Origin of the sequence: Epilithonimonas pallida, assembly GCF_900182975.1 — a bacterium.
In the GTDB taxonomy this organism is placed as follows: Bacteria; Bacteroidota; Bacteroidia; order Flavobacteriales; family Weeksellaceae; genus Epilithonimonas; species Epilithonimonas pallida.
The window spans coordinates 121833-134007 of sequence record NZ_FXUO01000001.1 but is presented as its reverse complement, the minus strand read 5'-3'; the positions used below and the strand labels follow the sequence as shown (position 1 = coordinate 134007).

The window sequence follows — 12175 nt, the reverse complement described above, 5'->3', positions numbered from 1 at the left end:
TCCGCATTCAAAATTTGATTGCGGATTTTTATTTTAAGCTGAATTCCTGCTCGCATTAATGTTTCCGAAGAGAGAACGCATCACCAGTTTTTCGTAAGTATCCCGGTCGCCTTCATTCTTTTGAAGTTTAATTAATGCATATTGCTGTATACTAAGTAGCGGAAGCACAATCTTCTCACGGATTTTTATAGACTTTCTGTTGATCGGTTCTTCCTGCATCAGGATTTTATAGCCTGTCAGTTCCAGCATCATTTCTTTAGACAATTCGAATTCGGAGAATAGAACATTCCAGAACTCACCAAACTTCTCATTATTTCGCATATAGTAAGTCAATGGAAAATAAGTTTTGTTCATACTCATCATAGAATTCAGCACCAAGGTTTTGAAAAAGTCAGAACCTTTGTACAACTCCTTGATTTCATCAAACCTACCCTGTTCTTTCAAAGCCTTTAAAGCAAAACCAAATCCGAAAAAGCCCGGAACATTCTGCTTCAGCTGCGCCCATGATCCTACGAATGGAATCGCTCTGAGATCCTCAAATTTCAGTTCAGAACCTGCGCCACGTTTGCTCGGCCGACTTCCTATATTAGTTCTACCATAATATTCCAGTGTACTCATCTCCTGCAGATAAGGCACAAACATCGGATGCGCTTTCAGGTCAGAATATTTTTTATAACTGATATCCGCTAATTCAGAAATCAGTTGTCTTTCTTTATCGTTCAGATCTTTTTTAATGCTCTTGAAGACATCATTTTCAATGCCTGCCGTCAACAATTGTTCAAAATTGAATTTTGCCTGGTCCTTGTTTCCAAAAACACTCGTGATCGTTTGTCCTTGTATTGTTAATTCAATTTGATTATTAGCGATTGTTTTACCTTGTGATGCATAAAAATCGTGAGTTTTACCTCCTCCTCTGGCTGGTGGTCCACCTCTGCCATCAAAGAAAACAACCTTCACTCCGTTCTTTTCCGATATTGTTGTCAGTTTTTCTTTGGAGGTATAGATTTGCCAATTTGCTTTCAGATAACCGCCATCTTTGGTGCCGTCGGAAAAGCCAAGCATAATAATCTGTTTGTTGTTTCTTTTAGCCAAATGCTTTTTATAAACCTCATCGCTATACAAAGTTCTCATCACTTCTTCAGATCTATCTAGACCTTCCATCGTTTCAAAAAGTGGAACAATATCCATATTGATTTCATCTTCGGAATAGCCACAAAGCTTCATCATCACATAGACATTCATGACATCCTTTACTTCATCAGAATTTGAAATAATGTAACGATGCATTCCCCGTTCTCCATTATTCTCCTGAATCAACTTGATATTATAAATACTTTTCAGAGTTTCACAAGTCATCTCATCTTCGAAATCATCAGGATTTAAAATCACATCAGATTCTAATAGATATTTAATCTTTTCATCATTAGATTTTGAATCAACATCCAATCCGGAAACTTTTACAAAGATATCATTCATCACCTTCTGATGAATTCTGCTATCCTGACGGATATCTAAAGTGGCAAAATGTGTCCCGAATATTTTCACACGATCTCTGTAATCATCAAGCACCTCTCGGAATAATCCATTATGTTGTTCAACAAGAATCTTTTCTGCTTCATCCAGTTGAGCAATGATTTCCTGTGCAGATATTTTGACGTCTTTCTGGAAAATGGACGCATATAATTTCTTACTTAATTTTTCCAAAACATCAGAAACACCACGGAAACTCAATCTTCTTCTTACATTTTTTAAATGTCCGTAATAATCTTTCAGTATAGAAATCCTCAATTCTTCAGCCACTTTCAAAGTAATAGCTGCTGTTACAAAAGGATTACCATCTCTGTCGCCACCTGGCCAGAATCCTAATTGAATAATATCCGGACTTGGTGTAAAATTCGAAGTTCCGTAAACTTGTTTAATCTTTCTGTAAAGCTCGCCAATACTTTGATAATAAACATATCTCAGGTAATAAATAATGCTCATCGCTTCGTCCAAAGGTGTCGGCCTTTCTTTGTTAACGAAAGGCGTTTTTCCCAATTGCTGAAGCAAAGTATCAATCTGCGTCACCGAATCGTGAATAATAGCATCTCTCAAATCATGTATAATTCTCTGAACTGCATTCGGATAGAACTGAGTCGGGTGAGCCGTGAAAACAATCTTAATCGCAAAATCATCCATCTTTTTCCGAATCGCTGTAAGGTGATGTTCCTGAGAAGCTCTCTCATAAAGGTTAAGAACCGTTCCGGAATCGCTCTCAGAATGCAACTGCTGAAATGCAGCATCTTCTATACTGTCAAACAAAACAACTTGTCTTTCTATATATTGTATAATCTTGAAGAGCAATTCAGTTTTCTGATCTTCGCTTTTGAGTTCTGTATGTTTCTGGAAAAATTCTTCGACAATCTCTTCGGGTGATTTTCCGACTTGATAGCCTTCTTTGCTTTCCTCGTAAAGAAACGGAAGCAACATCCCGATATTAGTCATTTTATCATATGGCAAACTCATAAAAAGAGAATTGTAGATTTGGAATTTGTTTTCTACAATCTGCCGAAATTTTTCAATTTTCTGATCGTTTAGCATATAACAAATGTAAGAGTTAAACTTAGAATCTCAATATCGCTAAATGTTATTTTATCTTAAATTTTAGCCCTAAGCGTTTTCCAAAACTTCCAAGATCTCTACACCAAATCTTCTTATTTTCAACTCACCCAGTCCTGTAATTTGTTCAAGATCTGCCAAGTTAAATGGTTTATATCGGGCAATAGACATCAGATGTGAATTATGAAAAACCATATAAGGCGGCAGTTGAAGTTCTCTCGCTTTCTCCGACCGCCATTCTTTAAGCTTATTATAAATAACCAATTCTTCTTCAGACGGCTGTTCTATAGTGTTCAGATTACTTTTACTTTTATCCTGATCATCATGAGTAGTCTTAACTGTTTTTTCGTTATAAAAAATTAAAACAGACCAATAGTTGATTTCTTCCTTGATTAACTGAGTGTTTATTTTTATAATCTCACGACCTGTAATAAATCTGCTGATGACAGACTCGTCCGACTTCTGGAACTCCTCAGAGATCCTGACTTTGAAAACCTTAACTTTCATGTCATTGTGGTTTTTGAAACAATAGTATCCTGACAATATTTAAAATCAAAGATCGATCAACACTATTTTGAACCTAAAAGGATTATTTCCTCCACTCTGATTTCGGTCACTGTTCGCTTTATACCTTCTTTATCATCATAAGACCTATATGTCAGTTTCCCTTCAACAGCAATCTCTTTACCTTTGGGCACGTATTTTTCCATAATCTCCGCTGTTTTACCATAAGCTGTCAGATTGTGCCATTGGGTTTCTTCTATTTTCTCACCATTTGCATTGGTAAAAAAATCTGATGTAGCAAGACTGACTGTTGCCTTTTTGGAACCACTCTCAAAATTAAAAATTTCTACTTCTCTTCCTGTGTGACCAATCAATGTCACTTTGTTTCTTAACGACATAATTATAATATTTTAATTAAACTTCTAAACCAGAACGTTTTGTCGTAATTCTGATTTCTTGATGCAAATTTTGAAAAAGTTTAAAACGGGATTCGGTTAAAAAGTATTTATATCCGTTTGTAATCGTTTGTAAATGGAAAATGTAATTTTATTTCAGTTTGTAACGAATTTATATCTAATTTAGAAACAATGAATTGCTCGCAGCCCGACCTGAGTGGAGCTCACCCGCCAGAGGCGAGGTAGCGGGAACGGAGGGCGGAATAGCTGCCCAAATAAAATATCACACAAATGGAAAATCTAACCTGCCCGGAATGTGGCGAGAAAATAATAGGAAGATCTGATAAGAAATTCTGTTCCGATGCCTGTCGTAACTCTTTTAATAACAAGCAAAATAAAACGTCTACCAACTATATGCGGAATATTAATAATAAGCTCCGCAAAAATTACAGAATACTTTCTGAGCACAATTTTGAAGGAAAAACAAAAGTTAATCGTCATAAATTACTAAGTGCCGGTTTTGATTTCGATTTCATCACACAAATCGTGACTTATAAAAACGGTGCTCAATACTTTTTCGTTTATGAACAAGGTTATAAAATCCTTGATAGCGATTGGGTTTTATTGGTAAAAAAAACGACTGAATAATATGACGATTACTTTTTTGATTCTATTGGTGCTGCTTTTATTTTATATCTATAACCTGCCAGTTTTTGGAGGGAAAGCTGAAGGCAAAAGACTGGTCAGAATGAAACAATCTCCGAATTACAAGGATGGAACTTTCCAGAATTTGAGCTTTACACCAGCCTTGGCAGAAGGTTATACCATGCAACAGGTATTATGGGAATTCTTAACTGACAAAACCGAAAATAAAATCCCAAAAAATCCCTTACCAACAATAAAAATTAATTTGAGAGAACAACCTATTTCAGAGAATTTTTTAGTCTGGATGGGACATTCTTCGTATTACTTTCAGTTGAGTGGAAAGCGATTCCTGGTAGATCCTGTCTTTAGCGGAAATGCTTCTCCAATCCCTGGAACGACTAAAGCTTTTACAGGAACAGACATCTATTCTGCGGAAGATTTTCCTAAAATCGATTTTCTGATTATTTCGCACGACCATTATGATCATCTGGATTATAAGACCATTAAAAGTCTGCAATCAAAAATTGATAAGGTTATTTGTGGTTTAGGCGTTGGCTCGCATTTCGAAAAATGGACATTCGAGGAGGATCAAATTATAGAATTAGATTGGTACGAAGAGTCGGAATTAACCCCAGATTTCAAAATCACATCTACGCCTGCAAGACATTTTTCGGGACGACGATTCAAAAGAAATAATACACTTTGGTCTTCTTATGTTTTAGAAACTCCGACAAAAAAAATCTTCATTGGTGGTGACAGCGGTTATGATTTTCATTTTAAAGAAATCGCAGAAAAATTCGGTCCGTTTGACTGGGCAATCCTTGAGAACGGACAGTATAATGCAAAATGGCGTTACATCCATACTTTGCCCGAAGAGTTTGTGAAAGTTGCAGAAGAATTGAATGCAAAAAATATATTACCTGTTCATTCTGGAAAATTCGCTTTAGCACAACATCCTTGGAATGAACCTTTGCAAAAAGTATTTGAAAATAGTCAAGGGAAAAATTTCAAAATTTTCACACCATTAATTGGTGAAAAATTGAATCTGGACGATGATTCTCACATTTTTCCTGAATGGTGGAAATCTTAGTCCAACAAAAAAAGGATGAACAAATGTTCATCCTTTTTTATTATAACTTAATTGATTACTTAGTCGTTACAACCTTATTTTTTTGCCAGTTGCTATGGAATTTGCAATCCTTATATTTGTTATCTATCGAGATAAAAATAGAAGGAATTTTAGCATTAACCCACTTTTCTACTATTTCGTTTTTCTTTTTATTAAGAGCCATTTCCTTGACTCTTTCATAATCTGTAGACAACTCCAGCTGATGCGCATCAATAATATCGTTAACCTGAACAATGCTGATCATTTTTCTTTTCTGTTGATCTTCCTGTTGGAAAGGCTCAGTAATATCATTCTTTTTAAGCCCTGCAATCTGATAAGAAATCGTAGGATCCAGACTTAATTTTTCAAGCTTGTCAGAACCGTCCTGATTATTGGTCATGATTCCTGCACTATACTTGTTACTCTTATCGTCAGAAAATTTATAAGCAGCATCTTTGAAGGTTATTTTCTTTTCCAGAATCAAAGTTCTGATGCTATCCAGTTCTTTTTTAGCAGCAGTAATCTCATCTGCATTAGGCGTACTCTTAATCAAAATATGTCTTGCATCATACTTCTTACCATTTCTCTTGACTAATTGAATCAAATGATAACCAAATTCAGATTCAACAGGATCGGAAAGATCGCCTTCCTGCAGGTTAAGCGCTGCCGCTTCAAACGGTTTCACCATCTGTCCCATATTGATATTCTTGTAAAGTCCGCCAACAGCAGCAGAACCTTCGTCCTCAGAATAGATTCTGGCTTGGTTTTCAAAACTTTCACCTGATTTTATATCCTGTTTGATCTTATTAAGTTTATCAATAATTTCTTTTTTATGAGCAGCAGAAATTTTTGGATAGATACTGATTTTAGAAAGTGTCACTTCATCTTTTACGTTAGGCAGCTGATATTTGAATTGATTATAAAAATCGGTTACCTCATTGGGCGTTACATCTGCTTTTTCAGTAATTCTTGCATACTTTTGCTGTCCGTAATAATTATCAGAATCAATTTTCTCAATCGCAGTTTTCATCTCGTAAGATGTTCTGAATTTATACGCCGCCAGCATCGTTTTCTCATCCGGAAACTGACCAAGAATCTGGTTGTATTTGTTACCAGCCATTTCTTTGATTGCCGCCGCTCTATTTTCGATCAATGTATCCTTTTTTGCTTCGTAGATCAGCAATTTGTTATTAAGGATACTCTCCATAAAATCACATTTATCGCCTACATTAGCGCCCTGTTGCTTAGCATAGTTCGCTTGATCCTCTATGTCAGACTCTAGTACAATCTCGTCACCGATTACGGCTGCAATCCCATCTATAAGCTGACCTTTTTGTAATTGTGCAGATAACTTCCCGGTAAAGAGGAAAGCAAAAACCGACAATAAAAAAAGACATTTTGTGTATTTTAACATTATATTTTGATTATTAAGGTGCAAAATTAGGATTATCAACCAATTCTGCTGTATTTTAAATTATAATTATTTCTTAAAATTTTTATTCAGTTCCGCCATAAAAGATGGCTGGATCTCAACTTTTGTTTTTGCTCTTTGGTTGGCAATTGTTTTTTGCAACAATTTTTCGGTGACAGCATCTGTCATTTCTTCTTTGGCCTCTTCTTGCGTCATCTGCTGTTCAGGCAATAGTTCGTCAATCGCTACAATCACATCTCTGTCAGATATTTTTGTTAAAAAAACACCTTTTTTGAAAGGTACATTGTGCTTTTTAAAAATATCTGCACTCTCCTGGATTTTACCTTCCTCAAAATGGACCAAAACTTGATTTTTCCCGTTCACCTGATTCTTATATTGCTCCTTCAGCGCAGTCCATTTTTTAGGATCTTTGATTTCCTTCTCAATTTCTTTTACCAATTTCGGATCAGAAATAACGGCAGCTCTGGATTCCGCTCTTTTTTCCCAAACAAATCTGGATTTATTTTCGTTATAATACTCTGTATAAAGCTGAGGATTATTTTTGACCTCGTCTTTGAGATATTCTGAAAAAATATATTCTGAATAGAGATTTTTCTTAAGCTCATTAATTTCAGGCTTTACATCTGGAAGGTTCTCAAAATTCTTGGCATAAACACCAATGATATATTGGTCAGCCTGGTAATTGACAAGATCTGCCCATTGAGAAGTTGGAATTAATTCCAGGCTTTTATATTGAGCATCAATAGCTTTTTTCAGATCTTCACAAGTTACGCTGTTTTTACCGTAAGTGAAAAGTACAGCCTTTGGATTTTTGGGATTAAGATAACTCTGATAGGATTTTTTGATCTCAGCAAAATCTTTAGTTTCAACAAATTTATCCTGAGTTTTCAACCAGCTTACTAACTTAGCTGTTGCTTCTTCGCCATAAGCAGAAGCCAGCATCTCTTTCTGAAAAAACTTTCTGTTGGCATCGGTAAGCTCATAAGGTTCAAGATTATAAATATTAAAAATAAAATATTTGTCTCCGAACAAAATTGGCTCTTTGGTGTAAAAATCTTTTTTCTGACCTTTCAAAGCATTATAAACTTCGTCTGGTAATATTGGTGACCCCATTACAGCTCCTCCGGAATTTTTTTCCTCTTCTGTTGCGCCAAAATCTTTCACTACAGCCTGGAATTTTTTCCCGGATTCCAGCTCTTTGTAAATTTTAGATTTTGTTGCTTCATAATTGGCATCTTTTGGCACAGATAAAACACCAAAAACCATGTAACCAAGACTCGGCCTGGTACCAACCACTTTTGCAAAAGCCACAACATTAGGCTTATCTACGAATGATGTGTAAGAATTGACCGGTGCATTTTTGATCTGTTGATACAATTCGTAATCCAACATTCCTGGTTTTACATAAAATGCTTTACCAGCTTCTGGATTTGCATTTTTTGCAAGGAAATCCTCCATTGTCATTTTTCCTGCTTTTACCTGTTCATACAGAGCTTTGTAATCAGTTTTATCATCTGATTTTTTCTCTTTGATAAAAAGTAAAACCTGAGTTTCTGTTTTGTTAGAATTTACAAAATCCTTCAGAAGCGGATCAATGATAGTTTTCGGATAAAACTTTTCCTCTCTTAGCTCTCCTATTTTTTGATTAACAGTATTTACAAAGAAACTAAGCGTATCTGCTTTTTTCTCTTTTGCCAGTTGCTGTAGCAGCAAGAACTCAACGGTAGCATTCACAGCTTTATCCGGGCCTGTATGTTCCAGTCCGTATTTGTTATCTCTTATATAATCTTTTGCAGATATACTGTCTTTCCCAACTATGAGATACTGAGAGTAAGCTAACTGACAACTGAAAGCCAATAAAACAGGAAAAAAAATCTTCTTCATTTTGTATATTTAATTTATAACACTTTTTTGAGTGATAAATTGGAATAAGGTTAAAATTATATTGCAGATTCAAAAGAAGTCAGTTCACGGAACTGCATAATTCTCTCGCTCAGCTCTTGTTTAGTAACTTCCTGGATTCTTTCTGTCCCGAATTTCTCCACTGTGAAAGATGCCATTGCACTACCAACGATAATGGCAGTTTTCATACTTTCAAAACTGAAATCGCCTTTCTTAGTCAAATAAGATGCGAATCCACCAGCAAAAGTATCTCCGGCTCCTGTTGGATCAAACACTTCTTCCAAAGGTAATGCTGGAATTGCAAATACTTTTCCTTCGTGGAAAAGCAATGCGCCGTGTTCTCCTTTTTTGATGATCACATATTTTGGTCCCATCGTATGGATTTTCTTCGCTGCTTTTACCAAAGAATATTCTCCTGAAAGTTGTCTTGCTTCTTCGTCGTTAATGGTAATCACGTCTGTTTTAGCAATCACCTTCATCAGGTTATCCCAAGCGATATCCATCCAGAAATTCATAGTATCAAGGATGACCAATTTTGGCTGGGTTTTCATTCTTTCCAAAACAGAAAGCTGAACCACAGGATCTAGATTTCCTAATAGCAGAACTTCAGCATCAGCAGAATGTTCCGGAACTTTTGGGTCAAAATCAGCTAAAACATTAAGTTCTGTAATCAAAGTATCTCTGGAATTAAGATCATTGTGGTATTTTCCGCTCCAGAAAAATGTTTTACCATCTTTTACTATTTCTACACCATCAACATTGATATTTTTAGAAGTCAACATATCAAGATATTCCTGTGGAAAATCACCTCCGATTACAGAAACCAAACTTACTTCTGTATCCAAAGCCGAAGCTGCTAAACCAATAAAAGTCGCTGCTCCTCCAAGAATTTTATCTGTTTTTCCAAATGGTGTTTCGATGGCATCAAATGCTACAGTTCCTACTGCTAATAATTTCATATTTATTTGTTTTTTTGTCCGAAATCAGATCGGATATTACATTTATAATTTTATTTAACTGAGTTTAACTCTTTATATATTTGTATTTATTTTTTCCATTCAAAAGAATCGATCAGATGTAATAGATCTCTCTTGATATAATCTACAGCCGGCGCTAATGAATCTGGTTTTGGGCGGGAATTGAAATACAAATTCCCTGTTACAAAATGTCTTGTGCTATCCGTTACAAAAAATTGAATGTTAGACGCTGTTTGTCCTTTCAGTTCATAAAAATTGCCGTAAATTTTCCTTTCCGGATAAGAAAATGTTTTGGTGTCGATAGAACTTGCTTTGATCGTATGCTCGTAAACCATTTTCTCCACTTCTCTCACATGCAATTGAAAATCATTCTTAATGGGGAAATAGGTAATGAAAACATTGGCCTTCATCTTCTGATAAGATAAATTGTACCAGCATGGCTGCTTTGCATCTTTGATTTTGGCGAAATCCGAATAATCAAAAGAATAATTGCAGGGTGAAGAAAAATTCAGATATTTTGGATTGGGATATTCCAGACGCAGGTCTCCTTTTGGCTTTGGAACGGGTTCTTTGCCACAGGAAAATAATGATAGACCAACAAAAATTCTGATCAGATTTTTAAACATTCGGCAAAAATAACAATTAGAATTGATACAGAGAATTTTGAAAACGTAATTTTTGTTAAGAATAATTGATTTCCAGAGAAATGTGCGGTTGAAGTCCTTATTGATTATAAATTTATCGCTGATTATGGGAGTTTTGCTGATTTATTATTAAATATAATATTGTCATTCTGTAGGAATCTCTGCAGTCTAGATTCCTACGGAATGACAATATTGGATTTTATTACTGAATGCTGTTTTTATGTGGAATCCCGCAGCCCGACTTGAACGGAGCTCATTTTTTGTGGCTGGAAAAGCAAAGACAAAAAATAGCGGGAGTGGAAGGCGGAAAAGCTGCCCAAAATTTTACTAATTAATTTTAAAATGCGTTAAAATTGAACCTTAATCCGATAAAATTAAAATATTTGTAACCTTTTTGATGTTCTCATCGTATAATATAATGCAACCTAACAGAATGAGGTTTTTATAATGAGACAATTAAAAATTACAAAACAGGTTACCAACAGGGAAACCGCATCACTAGACAAGTATCTGCAAGAGATCGGAAAAGTTGAATTGATCACCGCTGACGAAGAGGTGGATTTGGCTCAGAGAATCCGTGCCGGAGACAGAGCTGCTCTTGAAAAACTAATCAAAGCTAACTTGCGTTTCGTGGTTTCGGTTTCTAAGCAGTATCAGAATCAGGGACTTTCTCTTCCGGATCTAATCAACGAAGGAAATCTTGGACTGATGAAAGCGGCGAAAAGATATGATGAAACGAGAGGTTTCAAATTCATCTCTTATGCTGTTTGGTGGATTCGTCAATCGATTTTGCAGGCTTTGGCTGAGCAGTCGAGAATTGTAAGATTACCTTTGAACAAGATTGGTTCTATCAACAAAATCAACAAAGCGTACGCTCACCTTGAGCAAGAGAACGAAAGACCGCCTTCTCCGGAAGAGTTGGCAGAAGTTCTGGATATGAGCGAGGAAGACATCAAAGAATCGATGAAAAATAGTGGTCGCCACCTGTCAATGGATGCGCCCCTTGTGGAAGGTGAAGATTCTAACCTTTATGACGTTTTACGTTCTGGTGAATCGCCAAGTCCTGATAAGGATCTGATGTTGGAATCTCTTCAAATCGAGATTGAAAGGGCATTGAATACTTTAACTCCAAGAGAAGCGGATCTTGTAAGATTGTATTTCGGTCTTAACGGGAAACATCCGATGACATTGGAAGAAATTGGTGAAACTTTTGACTTGACAAGAGAAAGAGTTCGCCAGATCAAAGAAAAAGCGATCAAAAGACTGAAACATAACTCCAGAAGTAAGATTTTGAAATCTTACCTTGGTAAATAAGATTTTCATTCTTTGAATGATATTAAAGCAAGACTTTTTGGTCTTGCTTTTTTTGTATTTTTGAAATAAATCTAATAATATGAAATTAGATATTAAATATATCGAATTAAAAACGGGATTTAGTGATAATGGTCCGGCTTGGATTGGTGTAGTTTCATTTTCTAAAAGTAGAAGAACTTTGTATTTTGATGGAAAAGCATTTCAAAGTTTGAACGGAAATGGAATTAATGGAAACTATTTTGAAATTGAATCTGGGGACGAATATTGGATTTCTGGAGTTAAAAAGAATCAAAGTGACAGACATATCTATGGAAGTGGAAAAATATTTGTCGAAAAAAGAATTCTAAATGACTATTTGAAAATAATAAATCAACAAAATTTAAAAGAAAAAGATTATCAAATTATTGAAGTTTCAGAAGAAATTCCTAAAGCTAGAATCAATGAGTTTGAAAATCAAAAATATATTTCGGAATCCCAAATTGATGAGAACAAAAGATTTTTAAACCCTACCGAAATGAGTATTGATGAGCTTGATTATTTTATTGAATATTATAGGAAATGTTCAATTGATGGACAGCATTTAAAAAGTCGTAAATATTCAAGAAATCTAATGAACAAATTAATTTTGGAAAAAGATTTACGTATCAAATAATCAA

The 12175-nt window shown here is 35.2% G+C and carries 11 protein-coding genes; 4 read left to right on the top strand and 7 right to left on the bottom strand.

Annotated elements, in window-relative coordinates:
• Positions 1 to 33 precede the first annotated feature (33 nt).
• The 3 genes from QOL71_RS00545 to QOL71_RS00535 form a co-directional block, all read right to left on the bottom strand.
• Positions 34 to 2580 (bottom strand): phosphoenolpyruvate carboxylase, encoded by a 2547-nt coding sequence (locus tag QOL71_RS00545; protein WP_283415063.1) that lies wholly within the window; start codon positions 2578 to 2580, stop codon positions 34 to 36.
• A 69-nt stretch (positions 2581 to 2649) separates the two neighbouring features.
• A complete protein-coding gene (locus tag QOL71_RS00540) occupies positions 2650 to 3105 on the bottom strand; it encodes an HRDC domain-containing protein (RefSeq protein ID WP_283415062.1) in 456 nt (151 codons plus the stop codon).
• 62 nt (positions 3106 to 3167) lie between these two features.
• Positions 3168 to 3500, bottom strand: coding sequence for a single-stranded DNA-binding protein (locus QOL71_RS00535; RefSeq protein ID WP_283415061.1), 333 nt, complete (start codon positions 3498 to 3500; stop codon positions 3168 to 3170).
• Positions 3501 to 3788: 288 nt separating this feature from the next.
• Between QOL71_RS00535 and QOL71_RS00530 the strand changes: the two genes are divergently transcribed.
• Together QOL71_RS00530 and QOL71_RS00525 are read left to right on the top strand one after the other, a co-directional pair.
• Positions 3789 to 4145, top strand: a complete 357-nt coding sequence (locus QOL71_RS00530; protein WP_283415060.1) for a DUF2116 family Zn-ribbon domain-containing protein — start codon at positions 3789 to 3791, stop codon at positions 4143 to 4145.
• 1 nt (position 4146) lies between these two features.
• On the top strand, positions 4147 to 5232 hold the full coding sequence (locus QOL71_RS00525; RefSeq protein WP_283415059.1) for an MBL fold metallo-hydrolase: 1086 nt from the start codon (positions 4147 to 4149) through the stop codon (positions 5230 to 5232).
• A 55-nt stretch (positions 5233 to 5287) separates the two neighbouring features.
• On the opposite strand, the gene QOL71_RS00520 is transcribed toward QOL71_RS00525, so the two are convergent.
• The 4 genes from QOL71_RS00520 to gldD form a co-directional block, all read right to left on the bottom strand.
• Positions 5288 to 6664, bottom strand: coding sequence for a peptidylprolyl isomerase (locus QOL71_RS00520; RefSeq protein ID WP_283415058.1), 1377 nt, complete (start codon positions 6662 to 6664; stop codon positions 5288 to 5290).
• 66 nt (positions 6665 to 6730) lie between these two features.
• On the bottom strand, positions 6731 to 8566 hold the full coding sequence (locus QOL71_RS00515) for a hypothetical protein (protein ID WP_283415057.1): 1836 nt from the start codon (positions 8564 to 8566) through the stop codon (positions 6731 to 6733).
• Between the two features lie 56 nt (positions 8567 to 8622).
• Positions 8623 to 9543, bottom strand: coding sequence for a PfkB family carbohydrate kinase (locus QOL71_RS00510; protein WP_283415056.1), 921 nt, complete (start codon positions 9541 to 9543; stop codon positions 8623 to 8625).
• A gap of 86 nt (positions 9544 to 9629) precedes the next feature.
• A complete protein-coding gene (gldD, locus tag QOL71_RS00505) occupies positions 9630 to 10187 on the bottom strand; it encodes a gliding motility lipoprotein GldD (protein WP_283415055.1) in 558 nt (185 codons plus the stop codon).
• A 465-nt stretch (positions 10188 to 10652) separates the two neighbouring features.
• On the opposite strand from gldD, the gene QOL71_RS00500 reads away from it, so the two are divergent.
• Positions 10653 to 11519: a sigma-70 family RNA polymerase sigma factor gene (locus QOL71_RS00500; protein ID WP_072998255.1), complete on the top strand. Its 867-nt coding sequence runs from the start codon at positions 10653 to 10655 to the stop codon at positions 11517 to 11519.
• A gap of 79 nt (positions 11520 to 11598) precedes the next feature.
• Positions 11599 to 12171, top strand: coding sequence for a hypothetical protein (locus tag QOL71_RS00495; protein WP_283415054.1), 573 nt, complete (start codon positions 11599 to 11601; stop codon positions 12169 to 12171).
• Positions 12172 to 12175: the final 4 nt, after the last annotated feature.

Coding starts and splice junctions, on each gene's coding strand:
- QOL71_RS00495 (WP_283415054.1), top strand. CDS start 11,599: ATGAAATTAGATATTAAATATATCGAATTAAAAACGGGATTTAGTGAT.
- QOL71_RS00545 (WP_283415063.1), bottom strand. CDS start 2,580: ATGCTAAACGATCAGAAAATTGAAAAATTTCGGCAGATTGTAGAAAAC.
- QOL71_RS00535 (WP_283415061.1), bottom strand. CDS start 3,500: ATGTCGTTAAGAAACAAAGTGACATTGATTGGTCACACAGGAAGAGAA.
- QOL71_RS00510 (WP_283415056.1), bottom strand. CDS start 9,543: ATGAAATTATTAGCAGTAGGAACTGTAGCATTTGATGCCATCGAAACA.
- QOL71_RS00530 (WP_283415060.1), top strand. CDS start 3,789: ATGGAAAATCTAACCTGCCCGGAATGTGGCGAGAAAATAATAGGAAGA.
- QOL71_RS00525 (WP_283415059.1), top strand. CDS start 4,147: ATGACGATTACTTTTTTGATTCTATTGGTGCTGCTTTTATTTTATATC.
- QOL71_RS00520 (WP_283415058.1), bottom strand. CDS start 6,664: ATGTTAAAATACACAAAATGTCTTTTTTTATTGTCGGTTTTTGCTTTC.
- QOL71_RS00540 (WP_283415062.1), bottom strand. CDS start 3,105: ATGAAAGTTAAGGTTTTCAAAGTCAGGATCTCTGAGGAGTTCCAGAAG.
- QOL71_RS00500 (WP_072998255.1), top strand. CDS start 10,653: ATGAGACAATTAAAAATTACAAAACAGGTTACCAACAGGGAAACCGCA.
- QOL71_RS00515 (WP_283415057.1), bottom strand. CDS start 8,566: ATGAAGAAGATTTTTTTTCCTGTTTTATTGGCTTTCAGTTGTCAGTTA.
- gldD (WP_283415055.1), bottom strand. CDS start 10,187: ATGTTTAAAAATCTGATCAGAATTTTTGTTGGTCTATCATTATTTTCC.